The 16,273-nt window shown below is 58.5% G+C and carries 12 protein-coding genes and 1 rRNA gene; 7 read left to right on the forward strand and 6 right to left on the reverse strand.

Annotation, left to right across the window (positions count from 1 at the left end):
- Together rrf and mrdA are read left to right on the forward strand one after the other, a co-directional pair.
- Nucleotides 1–81 (forward strand): 5S ribosomal RNA (gene rrf / locus AACY11_RS28440); the annotation flags it as partial.
- Between the two features lie 221 nt (nt 82–302).
- On the forward strand, nt 303–2,195 hold the full coding sequence (gene mrdA / locus AACY11_RS16635) for a penicillin-binding protein 2 (RefSeq protein ID WP_339495328.1): 1,893 nt from the start codon (nt 303–305) through the stop codon (nt 2,193–2,195).
- Between the two features lie 117 nt (nt 2,196–2,312).
- Here mrdA and AACY11_RS16640 read toward each other — a convergent pair whose 3' ends face one another.
- Nucleotides 2,313–2,717: a lysozyme inhibitor LprI family protein gene (locus tag AACY11_RS16640; protein WP_339433405.1), complete on the reverse strand. Its 405-nt coding sequence runs from the start codon at nt 2,715–2,717 to the stop codon at nt 2,313–2,315.
- 56 nt (nt 2,718–2,773) lie between these two features.
- On the reverse strand, nt 2,774–3,694 hold the full coding sequence (locus AACY11_RS16645) for an ADP-ribosylglycohydrolase family protein (RefSeq protein WP_339433404.1): 921 nt from the start codon (nt 3,692–3,694) through the stop codon (nt 2,774–2,776).
- A 173-nt stretch (nt 3,695–3,867) separates the two neighbouring features.
- Between AACY11_RS16645 and AACY11_RS16650 the strand changes: the two genes are divergently transcribed.
- Nucleotides 3,868–4,356, forward strand: coding sequence for an SRPBCC family protein (locus AACY11_RS16650; RefSeq protein ID WP_221733243.1), 489 nt, complete (start codon nt 3,868–3,870; stop codon nt 4,354–4,356).
- A gap of 386 nt (nt 4,357–4,742) precedes the next feature.
- Here AACY11_RS16650 and acnA read toward each other — a convergent pair whose 3' ends face one another.
- Nucleotides 4,743–7,484 carry an aconitate hydratase AcnA gene (acnA, locus tag AACY11_RS16655; protein WP_339433403.1) on the reverse strand — a complete coding sequence of 914 codons (2,742 nt, stop codon included), beginning with the start codon at nt 7,482–7,484 and terminating at the stop codon, nt 4,743–4,745.
- Between the two features lie 221 nt (nt 7,485–7,705).
- Here acnA and rlmM point away from each other — a divergent pair, with 221 nt between their 5' ends.
- Both rlmM and tusA read left to right on the forward strand, forming a co-directional pair.
- Entirely contained in the window at nt 7,706–8,779 is a 1,074-nt protein-coding gene (gene rlmM, locus AACY11_RS16660; protein WP_339433402.1) for a 23S rRNA (cytidine(2498)-2'-O)-methyltransferase RlmM, read from the forward strand.
- A gap of 67 nt (nt 8,780–8,846) precedes the next feature.
- Nucleotides 8,847–9,098 (forward strand): sulfurtransferase TusA, encoded by a 252-nt coding sequence (gene tusA / locus AACY11_RS16665; RefSeq protein WP_339433401.1) that lies wholly within the window; start codon nt 8,847–8,849, stop codon nt 9,096–9,098.
- A 128-nt stretch (nt 9,099–9,226) separates the two neighbouring features.
- On the opposite strand, the gene AACY11_RS16670 is transcribed toward tusA, so the two are convergent.
- Nucleotides 9,227–10,636: an MATE family efflux transporter gene (locus AACY11_RS16670; protein ID WP_339433400.1), complete on the reverse strand. Its 1,410-nt coding sequence runs from the start codon at nt 10,634–10,636 to the stop codon at nt 9,227–9,229.
- A gap of 159 nt (nt 10,637–10,795) precedes the next feature.
- Between AACY11_RS16670 and pdxB the strand changes: the two genes are divergently transcribed.
- Nucleotides 10,796–11,938, forward strand: a complete 1,143-nt coding sequence (pdxB, locus tag AACY11_RS16675; RefSeq protein WP_339495330.1) for a 4-phosphoerythronate dehydrogenase PdxB — start codon at nt 10,796–10,798, stop codon at nt 11,936–11,938.
- A gap of 96 nt (nt 11,939–12,034) precedes the next feature.
- Here the strand turns inward: pdxB and AACY11_RS16680 are convergent, their stop codons facing one another.
- A complete protein-coding gene (locus tag AACY11_RS16680) occupies nt 12,035–12,214 on the reverse strand; it encodes a PA1571 family protein (protein ID WP_339433398.1) in 180 nt (59 codons plus the stop codon).
- Nucleotides 12,215–12,472: 258 nt separating this feature from the next.
- Here AACY11_RS16680 and AACY11_RS16685 point away from each other — a divergent pair, with 258 nt between their 5' ends.
- A complete protein-coding gene (locus tag AACY11_RS16685; RefSeq protein ID WP_339433397.1) occupies nt 12,473–14,254 on the forward strand; it encodes an ABC transporter transmembrane domain-containing protein in 1,782 nt (593 codons plus the stop codon).
- An 81-nt stretch (nt 14,255–14,335) separates the two neighbouring features.
- Here the strand turns inward: AACY11_RS16685 and AACY11_RS16690 are convergent, their stop codons facing one another.
- Nucleotides 14,336–16,264, reverse strand: coding sequence for a transglycosylase SLT domain-containing protein (locus AACY11_RS16690; protein WP_339495333.1), 1,929 nt, complete (start codon nt 16,262–16,264; stop codon nt 14,336–14,338).
- Between the last annotated feature and the right edge of the window lie 9 nt (nt 16,265–16,273).

Raw genomic sequence — 16,273 nt, forward strand, 5'->3', positions numbered from 1 at the left:
CATCCCGAACTCAGCAGTGAAACGATGCATCGCCGATGGTAGTGTGGGGTTTCCCCATGTGAGAGTAGGTCATCGTCAAGATTAAATTCCGAAACCCCAATTGCGAAAGCAGTTGGGGTTTTGTTTTGCCCGCAGGAAAGTTTTCAGGCCCGTTGATCCCCTAGCTGTTACAAGAGCTTCTGTTGGGGGAAAAACGTTATGAAGTGACCGGGCAGTTTTTGGTATGGTGCAGCTCTTTTTTTCACGGACTGATGCCATGCCTAGGGAGCGGCACTCATTTATGTCAAAGAGTTGCTGTGGAAATGCCTGAACCAATCCCGATCAAGGATCACGAGAAAGAGGCGCGGCTGGTCAACAAAAGGTTGATCGCCTGCGCCTTTTTCGTCTTCGTCATTAGCTGTGCGCTGGTGGTGCGCCTTTACATCCTGCAAGTAGTCGAGTTCGACTACCACTCAACCATTTCAGAAAACAACCGCGTCCATGTTTTGCCGATCCCGCCCACACGCGGACTGATCTACGACCGCAATGGCGTGCTATTGGCAGATAACCGTCCCAGTTACAACCTGAGCATCACTCGCGAACGTGCCACCAACGTCAATCAGGAGTTGGACGAGGTTATCAATCTCTTACACCTACCTGCGGAAGATCGGACGGTATTCGACAAGGCGCTGAAGCAGTCCCACCACCCGTTCACCCCGGTAACGCTGTTCTATGAGCTGACGGAAGAACAAATCGCTGTGTTGGCGGTCAATGAGTTCCGTTTGCCTGGCCTGGATGTAGAGCCACAGTTCGTTCGACATTACCCATTCGGCATGCACTTCGCTCACTCAATTGGTTATGTCGGCCGCATCAATGAAAAAGAATCCAAGACCCTCGACTCGGTGGAATACCGCGGCACCCAATCCATCGGCAAAACCGGTATCGAACGCTTCTATGAAGCGCAACTGCACGGTCACGTCGGTTATGAGGAAGTGGAAACCAACGCTCAAGGCCGAGTGCTACGGGTACTCAAACATACAGATCCCGAGCCGGGCAAAAACATAGTCCTGAGCCTCGACGTCAAATTGCAGGAAGCTGCCGAAGCTGCTTTGGGGGATCGCCGCGGTTCCGTCGTGGCGCTTGATCCGAGCAGTGGCGAGGTGTTAGCCATGGTCAGCAACCCGAGTTTTGACCCTAACCTGTTCGTTACTGGCATCAGCTCCAAGGAGTATTCGGCGCTCCGTGACTCCATTGATCGGCCGCTATTCAACCGTGTACTTCGAGGCTTGTACGCGCCGGGCTCGACGATCAAGCCGGAAGTCGCGATCGCCGGTCTCGATGCGGGCGTTGTCACGCCGCAGACCCGCGTGTTCGATCCGGGCTACTACCAACTCCCGGACTACGATCACAAGTACCGAAACTGGAACCACAGCGGTGACGGTTGGGTCGACATGGACGCAGCGATCATGCGCTCCAACGACACCTACTTCTATGATCTGGCGCACAAGCTCGGCATTGATCGCCTGCACGACTACATGGCGATGTTCGGCCTGGGTGAGAAAGTCTCGCTGGATATGTTCGAAGAATCCCCCGGTCTGATGCCATCTCAAGCCTGGAAGCGCGCGACACGGCGGCAGGCCTGGTACCCGGGCGAAACGGTCATCCTCGGTATTGGTCAAGGCTACATGCAGGTCACACCTTTGCAACTGGCGCAGGCGACCGCGTTGATCGCAAACAAAGGCGTGTGGAACCGACCGCACTTGGCCAAGACTGTCGATGGTGTGGCACCGGTCGATGAGCATCCGATGCCGAATATCGTGCTCAAGGACCCGCGCGACTGGGAGCAGGTCAACCACGGCATGCAGATGGTGATGCACGCTCCCCGCGGCATTGCTCGCGCGGCGGCAGCAGGTGCGCAATATCGAATCGCCGGCAAGAGCGGCACGGCACAGGTGGTGGCGATCAAGCAAGGTGAGCGCTATAACCGTGAGAAGACCCTCGAACGCCACCGCGACAATGCCTTGTTCGTCGGTTTTGCGCCGGCTGAAGATCCTAAGATTGCGGTTTCGGTGATGATCGAAAACGGCGAAGCCGGTGGTCGTGTCGCCGGTCCCGTGGTACGGCAGATCATGGACGCCTGGCTACTTGATCAGGATGGTCATCTTAAGCCGCAATACGCCGCGCCGACCAAAGCACCGGGCAATCCGCACGTTTAACCGGCAGCAGCTAGACAGCACAGGCTCTCGCAGGCTGAGCATGTGCTGGAAGCTGTCGAGCAATACCGTTTCCGCGCGGCGGCACAGTTATTGCGCAAAAAATCCTCACTACACGCATCAGGCCCCGGGGACCGGGCAACCCATGTCACCTTCTTCACACTTCAAATATTGCTTCAGCGCCTCAACCCGGACTTTGGTCACGGCCGTCATGCAGCTACTGTAAATCAGCGGGTAAACGCTGCCGCCCGCCACCCCGGATGACGAAAACGCGCACTCGGCATCGCGAAACCCGATCCACGCCCTTTGCGCATTGACCAACAGCTTCTTGCTATCCGGATTGTCCTTCAAGCGCCCGGTGATCTGCTGATATACGGTGTTCAGTTCTTTGTCCGCCGCTTTGAAGTCCTGGCCGGCGCATTGATTCATCGTCGCCTGATCGCTGGCGTTGGCACAGTCGACGGCGGCGTGGGCGAGGGGGGTGAACAGAAATGGCATCAGGGCCAGGAGCAGGCGTGGGGACATGGGAGTTCTCGTTATGTCGGATGAAAGTGCAGAGTAGTGTAGCGACTGCGTGGTTCCTATTCAGGTGCTCGTTGTCTGGAGGCTTCAAGCAAGCGGTCTGCGGTCGCTGTAATCTCCTCGCCTTCATGCAGCAGTTCCAGCCATTTGGCAGGAATGGCCCCGACGCCGTAGAAGGCACCGGCCAACTGGCCAACGATCGCGGCGGTGGTGTCGGCATCATCGCCCAGATTCGCGGCTTGCAGGATCGCCTCTGAAAAACTGTCGGTGTGATGAAAGCACCACAATGCTGCTTCCAATGACTCGACGCTGTAGCCGCTACCGCGTATTTCGTTTGCCGGTTTGTCGAGGTATTCACCTCGGGCCAGCGCAACGACTTTGGGTTGTGTGAAGGTCGTGAGGGCGTGCTCGAGCAAGATGTTTTTCGCTGTTCCGAGCAGGGTTTTGCCGATCAGTTCGGCAAATAGTAAGCAGCATTCGATAGCTTCAGGCGCTGCATGGGTTGTTCGCGAGCTGTCGGCGGCAAACTTTCGCACCAGTTCAACGTCAGGAAAGTAAAACAGCACCACCGGTGCCAGCCGCATCAGGGAGCCATTACCAGCGGTGTGCGGGTCGGTTGATCCAGCAAAGGGTTCACCTGTTTGCTGATAATGCGAGAGCGCCTGACTGACGGTCATGCCAATATCAAAACATTCGCCGGTCGAACTGAGGTAACCCCATTTCCACCAGTTGAGATAGCGGCCCATCTGGTCTGTGGCATCGAAACCGTTTTTACTCAGCAGACTTTCCGCCAGGCACAGAGCCATCGATGTGTCATCCGTCCATTGCCCCGGTTTCAAGTGGAAAGGACCACCACCGAGCATGTCAGTCAATGGTTGGAATGAACCGCGCGGTTTGAACTCAACCGTGGTGCCGACCGCGTCGCCGCAAGCCAGGCCCAGCAGGGCGCCGCGATAACGTTCGGTGAGGGATGGCTGCATGATTCTTCCTTGCTTCGTTCAATTCCCGGGAAAAGGTATCAGTTTCAACCGTTCAGAGGCGCTTGAAACGCTGCCGGATGTGTCATTGCAGATGAATCGCTGCACTGCTTTGATACAACTTCAGGTTGGACATGTGGTCATACAAGCCTACTGTTCAGAACAGGAGGTGACGTATGAAACCAGTACCCAATAGTTTCGAACGCAAAATCACGCTCAGGGCGCCACGTTCTCATGTCTGGCGTGCATTGGTCGATGCCGAGGCGTTTGGCCAGTGGTTTGGGGTGGCACTGGAAGGCAGGCGTTTTATTGCCGGCGAATGGACGCAAGGGCAAGTCACGTATCCGGGTTTTGAGCACGTTTTATGGAATGTGCTGGTCGAGCGAGTCGAGCCGCAGCAACTATTTTCATTCCGCTGGCATCCGTATGCGGTCAATCCAAAGATCGACTATTCCCAAGAGCCCACCACGCTGGTCAAGTTTGAGTTGCAGGATTACGAGGAAGGCACCTTGCTGAAGGTGTCAGAGTCAGGTTTTGCGCACATTCCGGATATTCGTCAGAAGGAGGCTTATTACATGGACAGCCGTGGCTGGGAAGAACAGTTGAGCCGCCTTGAACACTTTCTTATCGACAGTGCCAGGGCTCGTCAGGGGGCAGGTGGATGAGGTTGGGGGTGTTGGCTGCTGTATGGTTTCTGCCGGAATACGCCTATGGGCCGCTGGAAGTCGAACACATTGCGGATTTGAAGCCCCGCGCCTGACACGTCTAAGGGTTTTCGGAAGGGGTCGTATAGCGAATGTCCTACACGCGATGGTAGCTATGTCGACTATTGCCGATTGGATCCCACGCGTAATCTACACACATCAACTGAAGCACAGGGAGTACTTCAGGATCACGGATGATCGACCATTGCAAGGATCGCTGCCGACAGGGAGTCGATAATGGTCTTGGGAAAAACCCGCTTCGGCGGGTTTTTTTTCGTCCGTAAAAAAGTGCCGGTATGACCCACTGTGGGGAGAGAGCAAGCTCCCCCCAGCACGTACGGTGTGGATCAAGAGGCGATAAGCTGCCGCAGCACGTAATGCAGGATCCCGCCCGCCTTGAAGTACTCCACTTCATTCAAGGTATCGATGCGGCACAGCACGTCGATTCTCTCCTGCTGCCCGTCTTCACGGGTGATCACCAGCGGCAGATTCATCCGCGGCGTCAGCTCAATGCCACTCAGGCCCTTAATCTCGAAGGTTTCCTTGCCGGTCAGGTGCAGGCTCTTGCGGTTTTGATCGAGCTTGAACTGCAGCGGCAATACGCCCATGCCCACCAGATTGGAGCGGTGGATGCGCTCGAAACTTTCGGCAATCACCGCTTTGACGCCCAACAGGTTGGTGCCTTTAGCCGCCCAGTCACGGCTGGAGCCGGTACCGTATTCCTGTCCGGCAATCACCACCAAGGGTGTTCCCGAAGCCTGATATTTCATGGCCGCGTCGTAGATCGCCAGTTTCTCACCCGTGGGCATGTAGATCGTGTTGCCGCCTTCTTCACCGCCGAGCATCTCGTTGCGGATGCGGATGTTGGCAAAGGTGCCGCGCATCATCACTTCATGGTTGCCGCGCCGCGAGCCGTAGGAGTTGAAGTCTCGCGGTTCCACGCCTTTTTCGCGCAGGTAACGCCCGGCCGGGCTGTCGGTCTTGATGTTGCCGGCAGGGGAGATGTGGTCGGTGGTCACCGAATCGCCGAGCAAAGCCAACACCCGCGCGCCTTTTACATCCTTGATCTCTGGCAGTGGGCCAGAAATCTCGTCGAAAAACGGCGGATGCTGGATGTAGGTCGAATCGTCCTGCCACACATAAGTTGCCGCTTGTGGCACCTCGATGGCTTGCCACTGTTCGTCGCCGGCAAACACTTCGGCGTATTCCTTGTGGAACATCGCGGTGTTGACCTGATTCACCGCGTCGGCGATTTCCTGGCTACTCGGCCAGATATCGCGCAGATACACCGGATTGCCTTGTGGATCATTGCCCAACGGTTCGCTGCTGATATCGGTACGAACAGTGCCGGCCAGCGCGTAAGCCACCACCAGCGGTGGTGAGGCCAGCCAGTTGGTTTTCACCAATGGATGCACCCGACCTTCGAAGTTGCGGTTGCCGGACAGCACCGAAGCGACAGCAAGGTCTGCTTTCTGAATGGCTTTCTCGATCGGCTCTGGCAGCGGGCCGGAGTTGCCGATGCAGGTGGTGCAACCGTAACCCACCAGCGAAAAGCCAAGCTGGTCGAGGTATTGCGTCAGTCCCGCCGCCTTGTAGTAATCGGTAACCACTTTCGAGCCCGGCGCCAGCGAACTCTTCACCCACGGTTTACGGGTCAGCCCCTTCTCCACGGCTTTTTTGGCCAAGAGCCCGGCGGCCATCATCACACTCGGGTTTGAGGTGTTGGTACACGAGGTGATGGCGGCGATAACCACGGCGCCGTTTTTCAGTCGATAGGTGCGCCCCTCGTATTCGTACTCCGTTTCGCCGATGAGATCGGCATTGCCCACGGCCACGCCGCCGCCACCTTCGCTTTCAAGACGTCCTTCTTCTTTACTGGTGGGTTTGAATTGCAGGTCGAGGAAGTCGCTGAAGGCTTGCGCAACGTTGGGTAATGAAACGCGATCCTGCGGTCGTTTTGGCCCGGCGAGGCTCGCTTCGACGCCACCCATGTCCAGCGCCAGGCTGTCGGTGAACTCCGGCTCCTGACCGGGTAGACGCCACAACCCCTGAGTCTTGGTGTAAGCCTCGACCAGTTTCACCACGTGCGGGGGGCGTCCGGACAGGCGCAGGTATTCCAGGGTCACGTCATCGACCGGGAAGAAACCGCATGTTGCGCCATATTCCGGAGCCATGTTGGCGATGGTCGCGCGGTCAGCCAGCGGCAGGTCGGCGAGGCCGTCGCCATAGAACTCGACGAATTTGCCCACCACACCTTTCTTGCGCAGCATTTGCGTGACGGTCAGCACCAGGTCGGTCGCGGTGATGCCTTCCTTGAGTTTGCCGGTCAGTTTGAAACCGACCACTTCCGGAATCAGCATTGACACCGGTTGCCCAAGCATCGCCGCTTCGGCTTCGATCCCGCCGACACCCCAGCCCAGCACGCCAAGGCCATTGATCATGGTGGTGTGGGAGTCGGTGCCCACCAGCGTATCAGGGAAGGCATAGGTACGACCGTCTTCATCTTTGGTCCACACCGTGCGGCCGAGGTATTCGAGGTTGACCTGGTGACAGATCCCGGTGCCCGGCGGCACCACGCTGAAGTTGTCGAAAGCGCTCTGGCCCCAACGCAGGAAGGCGTAACGCTCACCGTTGCGCTGCATTTCGATGTCGACGTTCTGCTCGAAAGCGCTGGCGGTGGCGAATTTGTCGACCATTACCGAATGGTCGATCACCAGGTCCACCGGCGACAGCGGATTGATCCGCTGCGGATCACCACCGGCCTTGGCCATGGCGGCGCGCATCGCGGCGAGATCGACCACGGCCGGTACACCGGTAAAATCCTGCATCAATACCCGGGCCGGGCGGTACTGGATCTCGCGGTCGGAGCGGCGCTCCTTGAGCCAGGCGGCAATCGCTCTGAGGTCGGCGCCGGTGACGGTTTTTTCATCTTCCCAGCGCAGCAGGTTTTCCAGCAGCACTTTCAGCGACATCGGTAGCTTGTCGATGTTGCCAAGGCTTTTGGCAGCATCCGGCAGGCTGAAATAGTGGTAGGTCTTATCGTCGATTTGCAGTGTTTTAAGCGTCTTCAGACTATCGAGGGACGGCATTACGATCACTCCTTTGAATCCGCACGGCTACGGATTGGGGGACGAATAGAGCTTTAAAACTAGCCCTGTTTTCATTAGCTGGCTAATAACTGGACTCTATGACGAAGTCCAAGGTTCCGACATCGGCTATCATGCGCCGGTTTTCGTGACAGGCTTTGCCGCAACGCAAGGCCTGAGCATCGCGCAGGGGCCGAATGTCCGCCCTCTGCCCAGGAGTAAGAATGAACACCCTATTCATGCATTGCCGGCCAGGTTTCGAAGGCGAAGTCTGCTCGGAGATTTCCGACCTCGCCGCCCAACTCAACGTGGCCGGTTACGCCAAAGCCAAAACGGCCACCGCCTGCGCCGAGTTTGTCTGCACCGAAGAAGACGGCGCCGAGCGCCTGATGCGTGGTCAGCGTTTTGCCGAGCTGATCTTCCCGCGCCAATGGGCGCGTGGCGTTTTCATCGATCTGCCGGAAACCGACCGTATCAGCGTGATCCTCGCGCACATGGCCGATTTCCCGGTGTGCGGCAGCCTTTGGCTGGAAGTCGTCGACACCAACGACGGCAAGGAACTGTCGAATTTCTGCAAGAAGTTCGAAGGCCCGCTGCGTAAAGCGTTGACCGGCGCCGGCAAACTGGTGGAAGACGCCAGCAAGCCGCGTCTGTTGCTGACCTTCAAGAGCGGCCGCGAAGTTTTTCTCGGTATGGCGGACGCGGGTAACTCGGCGATGTGGCCGATGGGTATCCCTCGTTTGAAGTTTCCGCGTGAGGCGCCAAGCCGTTCGACACTGAAGCTGGAAGAGGCCTGGCACCACTTCATCCCGCGTGATCAGTGGGAAGATCGTCTACACAGCGACATGACCGGCGTCGATCTCGGCGCCGCGCCGGGTGGCTGGACCTGGCAACTGGTCAATCGCGGCATGCTGGTGACCGCCATCGACAACGGTCCGATGGCCGAAAGTCTGATGGACACGGGTTTGGTGCAGCATTTGATGGCTGACGGTTTTACCTTCAAGCCCAAGCAACCGGTGGACTGGATGGTTTGCGACATCGTCGAGAAACCGGCGCGTAACGCGGCGATGCTCGAAGAGTGGATCGGCGAGGGGCATTGCCGTGAGGCGGTCGTGAACCTGAAGCTGCCGATGAAACAGCGTTATGCCGAAGTGAAGCGTCTGCTTGAGCGCATTGCCGATGGTTTCAAGGCGCGCGGCATCAAGGTTGATATCGGCTGCAAGCAGCTGTATCACGATCGCGAAGAGGTCACGTGCCACTTGCGTCGGCATGACGTTAGAAAACCCAAATCCCGCTGAAGCACCACAGGGTTAGACGATATACCCGGCAATGCGCGACAATGCAGGCCAGTTTCAGGAGTGAATCATGAGTGAAATGATCGACATGCCGGTCGACGGTACCCTCGATGCCACGGGCCTCAATTGCCCGGAGCCGGTGATGATGCTGCATCAGCACATCCGTGATCTGGCACCCGGCGGCCTGCTCAAGGTGATCGCCACCGATCCGTCGACCAAGCGCGATATCCCCAAGTTCTGCGTGTTTCTCGACCATGAACTGGTTAGCCAGCATGAAGAGGCCGGTACTTACCTGTACTGGATTCGCAAGAAGCACGCCTGAGCCTCAGGCCAAACCCAATGTGGGAGCGGGCTTGCTCGCGAATGCAGTTTTTCAGTCACCTACAAGGGCGACTGAGATACCGCTTTCGCGAGCAAGCCCGCTCCCACATTTTTTTGGTTTAAGTGGACTTAGCCCAGCGAACGGCTGATTCGGATACGCTTGCGCGCACTGCGGGTCAGACGAATCGACAACATGAACGCCGCGCAACTCAGGCCGACGATCAAACCTTGCCACAAACCGCTCGGGCCACGAGGCGCGCCGAGCCAATCTGTCAGGCCGAGGGCGTAACCCACCGGCAGGCCGATGCCCCAATAGGCGAACAGGGTCAGGATCATCGTTACGCGTGTGTCCTGATAACCACGCAACGCGCCGGCGGCGGTGACCTGGATCGCGTCGGAAAACTGAAACAGCGCCGAATACACAATCAGCATCGCGGCGATGTGAATCACCGTCGGGTCAGCGGTGTAGATCGCCGCAATCGGCTCGCGCAACAGCAACATCATGCTCGCCGACAAGCAGGCGTAGGCCAATGCGGTCCCCATGCCGACGCCCGCCGCAAAACGCGCTTCACGCGGTTCTTCCCGGCCCAGAGCCTGGCCCACGCGCACGGTAACTGCCATGCCCAGTGAGTAAGGAATCATGAACACCAGCGAGCTGACGTTGAGTGCAATCTGGTGCCCGGCCACCACGGTAGCGCCGAGGCTGCCGATCAGTAGCGCGATGACCGCGAAAATGCTCGACTCGGCAAACACGGCGATACCGATCGGCAGGCCGATCGCCAGCAGACGTTTGATGACCGCCCACTGTGGCCAATCGAAACGGCTGAACAGTTCGCTTGAACGATAGGCTGGCGCCCAGCGCTCGTAACCGGCCAGCCCCAGCGCCATCACCCACATCACGATCGCCGTGGCCCAACCGCAGCCGACGCCGCCCATGGCCGGCACGCCGAAGTGGCCGTAGATGAAGATGTAATTCAGCGGGATATTGAGCGCCAGGCCGCACAAGCCCAACACCATCGCCGGCCGCGTGCGGCCCAGGCCATCACTGAAGCAGCGCAGTACATGATAAAACGCCACCGCCGGCAGCCCGCTGGCGATGCCGTGCAAATACTGCATGCAAGGGCCAATCAGCTCGGGATCGACGTTCATCAGATGCAGGATCGGCTCGGCGCCGAGCAGCATTACGGTCGCAATTAACCCTACTGCCAACGCCAGCCACAATGCCTGTCGCACAACCGGGCCGATCTCGCTGTGAGTGCCGGCGCCGAAGCGCTGGGCGACTTTCGGCGTGGTCGCCAGCAGGGTGCCGGTCATCAGCAGGAAGACCGGTACCCAGATCGAGTTGCCCAAGGCCACCGCCGCCAGATCCCCCGGGCCGACGCGACCGGCCATTACCGTGTCGACGAAACCCATGGCCGTGGTTGCCAGTTGCGCGATGATGATCGGCAACGCCAGGGCGAGCAGGTTTTTCATCTCCAGGCGAACCCTGGCGGGACGGGTGAGGGCGACGGCGACAGGTTGGTCAGTTACGGAATTCACAGGCAAAGCGTCCACAGATATTGATGCGCAGGGCGCCGCATTCTACGCCGCTGACGCCTTGGTCAGGAAAAATCCTCTGTTACGGATTTGTAAGCGCAAAGCCTGCTGGCCCAACCGCCTGTCTGCACCTAAACTGCCGATCCGCCAAAGGAGCCCGCCATGCTGATTGTTGCCGACGAAAATATTCCGTTGCTCGATGCTTTTTTTGCCGGTTTCGGTGAAATCCGCCGAGTTCCAGGCCGTTCCATCGACCGTGCGACGGTTGAACAGGCCGATGTATTGCTGGTGCGTTCTGTGACCAGCGTCAACCGTGCCTTGCTCGAGGGCAGTAAGGTGCGCTTTGTTGGCACCTGCACCATAGGCACTGATCATCTGGATCTTGAATACTTCGCCCAAGCCGGTATCACCTGGTCGAGTGCGCCCGGCTGTAATGCCCGGGGCGTGGTCGATTACGTGCTTGGCAGCCTGATGACGCTGGCCGAAATCGAAGGCGTCGATCTGGCTCAGCGAACCTTCGGTGTGGTGGGTGCGGGCGAAGTCGGTGGTCGACTGATCACGGTCCTTAAAGGTCTGGGCTGGAACGTGAAGGTCTGCGATCCGCCGCGTCAGTCCGCCGAGGGGGGCGATTACGTCAGCCTGGAGCAGATCATCGAGCAATGCGATGTGATCAGCCTGCACACGCCATTGACCCGCAGCGGTGAAGGGGCGACCTGGCATCTGCTCGATCAACAGCGTTTGCAGCAACTCAAGCCCGGTGCCTGGCTCATCAATGCTGCCCGTGGCCCGGTGGTGGATAACGCCGCGCTGCGCAAAGTGCTGCTGGCGCGTGAAGACCTGCAAGCAGTGCTCGATGTCTGGGAGGCAGAACCGGAGGTCGATGTGGCACTGGCCGAACTCTGCGTACTGGCCACGCCGCACATTGCCGGGTACAGCCTCGATGGCAAACAGCGCGGGACGGCGCAGATCTATCAGGCGTACTGCGACTTTATCGGGCAGCCTGCGAGCATCCAGCTCAGTGACTTGCTGCCTGCCCCGTGGTTGTCGCAAGTCACCTTGCAGGCCGACAGCGATCCTGCCTGGGCGTTGGCGATGTTGTGCCGTGGCGTGTACGACCCACGCCGCGACGATGCGGATTTTCGCCGCAGCCTTGTAGGCAATCTCGCTGAACAGCGTGCGGCATTTGATGTGCTGCGCAAGCAATATCCGGTTCGGCGCGAGATTGAAGGGTTGAAGGTGCGGATTGAGGGAGATTCGCCTGTATTGCGGCAGATCGTGGCGGCACTTGGAGCGGTTGCGGTCTAGGGCACCGAACCGGCCCGTTCGCGAGCAAGCTGCGGTCTGACAGCCACGCATAAAAAACCCGGCCAGAGGGGCCGGGTCAGGAAGACAGTGGCTATATCACTTTTGTTCGGCAGGCTTGATCAATCGCTTCTCCAGCTCGCGGCAAGCGTCCTGGATCATGTCTTCAGTGATCGGTACTTCACGCCCGTCCTTATCAATGATCGAACAACCCAGAGTCTGGCCGGGCTTGGTGCGGATCACTTCAATCTTGTCATTGCTGCTGTGTTGCAAGGACATGGCCTGTCTCCTCATCAGGTTGTGTGCCTAGGTTAGAACCGCCACGTGACCGGGCTGTGACAATCCCCTGAGCTTTATCGGGGGCGGCATCTCCACTCAACCAGAAATGACCGTTCGTCTCAACCGGGACTTTAGACCAATAGTCTCTAGGCCCTAGTCGTCACGGGCATATTTAACCTGACTCATTGTGATTTACAGAGTTCCACCCCATTTGAGTATGTAGGCTGGCCCTATTCAACAGCACAGACGTGAACCTCAATGATCCCGATGCTTTCCTCTCGACACCGGCGCGCCTTGCGTCTGACCAGTCGTTTTCTCGCCCCTTATCGCTGGCCGGCCTTCGGCGCGCTGCTGGCGTTGATCGTGACGGCCGGTATTACCTTGTCGTTGGGGCAGGGGATCAAACTGCTGGTCGATCAGGGGTTCATGACCCAATCACCGCACTTGCTCAACCAATCCATAGGCATATTCATGCTGTTGGTGTTGGGCCTGGCGGTCGGCACCTTTGCCCGGTTCTATCTGGTGTCGTGGATCGGTGAGCGAGTGGTGGCAGACATCCGCCGGCAGGTGTTCAACCATTTGGTTTACCTGCATCCGGGGTTTTACGAGGACAATCGCAGCTCGGAAATCCAGTCACGCCTGACGGCTGACACGACTCTGCTGCAGTCGGTGATCGGTTCGTCGTTGTCGCTGTTCCTGCGCAACTTGCTGATGGTCATCGGCGGGGTTGTACTGCTGTTCATCACCAACCCCAAACTCACCAGCATCGTGGTGATCGCCTTGCCGCTGGTGATTGCGCCGATCCTGATTTTCGGGCGGCGCGTGCGCAATCTGTCGCGGCAGAGCCAGGACCGGATTGCCGATATCGGTAGCTACGTGTCCGAAACCCTCGGGCAGATCAAAACCGTTCAGGCTTACAACCATCAGGCGCAGGATGAACAGCGCTTTGCGACGACGGTTGAGCAGGCTTTCGAAACGGCCCGCAAGCGAATCTTCCAGCGAGCGTGGCTGATTACTCTGGTCATCGTGCTGGTGCTCGGCGCTGTAGCGGTGATGTTGTGGGTCGGCGGCATGGATGTGATTGCCGGGCGGATATCTGCCGGTGAACTGGCGGCGTTCGTCTTCTACAGCCTGATTGTCGGCAGCGCTTTTGGCACATTGAGCGAAGTGATTGGTGAACTGCAACGCGCCGCCGGTGCCGCTGAACGGATTGCCGAATTACTACGCTCGGAAAACATCATTCAACCGCCAGCGACGGGTTTGGTGACCTTGCCGGCGCGAGTAAAAGGCGAACTGGAACTGCAGGATGTAAGGTTTTCCTACCCCTCGCGTCCGCAAAGCTACGCCGTCGATGGGTTGAATCTTACCGTCAGAGCTGGCGAAACTCTGGCGCTGGTGGGGCCATCCGGTGCCGGTAAATCCACGGTGTATGACTTGCTGCTGCGCTTTTACGATCCGCGCGAAGGCCTAATTCTGCTGGATGGGGTGCCGTTGACCAGCCTCGATCCGCTGGATCTGCGTCGCTGTTTTGCTTTGGTCTCCCAGACGCCGGCGCTGTTCTTCGGCAGCGTGGAGGAAAATATCCGCTATGGCTGCCCATCGGCCACGCTGGAACAAGTCAAGGAAGCGGCCCGAATTGCCCACGCCCATGACTTCATCGAACAAATGCCTGATGGCTATCAAACCCATCTGGGTGATGGCGGTCTTGGACTTTCCGGTGGTCAACGCCAGCGTCTGGCCATTGCCCGGGCGTTGTTGGTGGATGCGCCAATCCTGCTGCTGGATGAAGCCACCAGCGCACTCGACGCGCAAAGTGAACACCTGATCCAGCAAGCCTTGCCCAATCTCATGCACAACCGCACCACACTGGTGATCGCCCACCGTTTGGCCACGGTGAAGAACGCCGACCGGATCGCCGTGATGGACCAGGGCAAACTGGTCGCGGTAGGGACGCATCAGGAATTGATTGCCAGTAATCCGCTATATGCACGGCTGGCGGCGTTGCAGTTCAACGATGGCGTGCAGGTGATGAGCGACTAAGCACCGACACGGTCGAGCGCTATGAAAAATGCCCTTATCTCGCGATAAGGGCATTTTCTTTACTGGGTGTGATCTGCGTGATCACTGATCATCAAAATACCGTTCATGCCAATCCACCAGCGGCTGGGGCGAGTTGAGCTTCTGGCCGTAGATCACCGAATAAGACAACACGTTCTGCACGTATTGGCGGGTTTCGTCGAACGGAATGCTTTCGACCCAGACATCGAAGCTCAGGTGATCAGCACCACGCAACCACTGGCGTACACGGCCGGGACCGGCGTTGTAAGCGGCAGAAGCGAGGACGCGGTTGCCGTTGAACTGGCTGTGCACCTGACTCAGGTAAGCCGCGCCGAGCTGGATGTTCTTGTCCGGATCGAGCACCTGCTTCGGCGAGGCCAGCGGAATGCTGAACTTGCGCGCGGTTTCCTTGGCGGTGGCTGGCATCAGTTGCATCAGACCGCTGGCGCCAACGCCTGAGCGGGCGTCGTCCATGAAGGCGCTTTCCTGGCGGGTGATCGCGAATACCCAACTCGAATGCAGCCCGCGAACCTTGGATTCACGCACAAGGGTATTGCGGTGGGCCATCGGGAAGCGGATGTCCAGATCGTCCCAGTATTTCGCCTGACTGATGGTGCGGATTGCCGGGAAGTACCATTTCAGGTCATAGGCCAGTTTCGCCTGGGCGACCATTTCGTCGCGGTTGAAGTGGCGGCTGACGTAATACCACTCGCGACGGCCGTCGACGATCTGTCCCCGTGCGTGGAATTCCAGCGCACGCCGCACGCCGGGGGTGTTGCGTACTTTGTTGATCAGCGCCTGACTGAGCACTAAAGGTTTGTTGTTCAGCGAATACGGCGACTGTGAGCGGTCAGCGGCAAGAAAGCCGTAGAAGTCGCGCTCCTGGGCCAGGCTCTTGTAGAGTTGCTGCACTTGCGGGTTCTGCGGCTGTGCCAGTTCCAGGCTGCGGGCTTGCCAGTAGCGCCAGCGATTGGTGGTGGCCAGGTCCTGCGGCAAGCGACGGGTCAATTGGTAAGCGTCGTCCCAGCGCGCCAGACGCAGCAGCAGGCGCAGGCGCCATTCGGAAACCGTGTTGTCACGTAGCTCCGGGTCGTATTTGGTCATCACGTCCAGCGCTCGACTGTCGAAGCGCCGGGCCAGGGTCAGGCCGATTTCCCGCGCGATCGCGACTTTTTCATCGCGGGAGAAGTGCATGCTGCTGGCGTAGCCGTCGAGCAAGGCCATGGCTTTGTCAGGGTCTTGGCGGGCCAGGCGGCGCAGGCCGAGGCTGACCACGTCGGACATTGGTTCGTCGGCGGGGGTAAAGCGTGATGGTTGATTAAGTAACTCGGGTTTTTGCGCCACATCCACCAACAAACGACCGCGTGGGGCGAGGGTGGTCAGGCCTTTCACCAGGCTGTTGGCCAATGCAAAGTTGCGGGCCTGAGCTGCAAGCTTGGTGCGCTGCCAGCGTTTTTGCTCGGTCAACTGACCGTCAGCGGCCCAGATGCCAAACAGCGCATCACACGCAGCAGGTTGCGATTTACCCGTGAGCCAGAGCTTGTCCGCGTTGGCGTATCCCTCGGCTTTTTGGTTATGGCTGATCTGGTACTGCGCATTGAGGCAGTCCAGTTCGGTGAAATTGAGTTTCGGGTCGTAATACTTGACGAAGGTTGTCCAATCGCCACGGTCGGCGAGCCAGCGCAACCAGCGCAGCTTCATCCAGTTGGCCTGGGGCAGGTCGCCGTGCTCGGCGAGGAATTTCTCGATTTCCGCGTTGCTCGCGGTTTTCAGGCGTGCGGTCAGCTCGTCGTAAGCCAGATACGGTTCCAGCGGATAATCAGCCAGGGCCTGGCTGTAACGCAAATACGGACCGGTGTCGCCCTTGGCCAGGGCGCGTTTGGCTTCATCGTAATACTGGCGTTGGGTGGACAGGTCCACCGCCTGGGCGGATTGAACGGCAGCGGCGGTAAGTAGGAAACAGGAAAAAACACTGAAAAGGCGACTGCGCATGAGACATCC

Source organism: Pseudomonas sp. RA_105y_Pfl2_P56 (genome assembly GCF_963970845.1).
GTDB lineage: Bacteria > Pseudomonadota > Gammaproteobacteria > Pseudomonadales > Pseudomonadaceae > Aquipseudomonas > Aquipseudomonas baetica_A.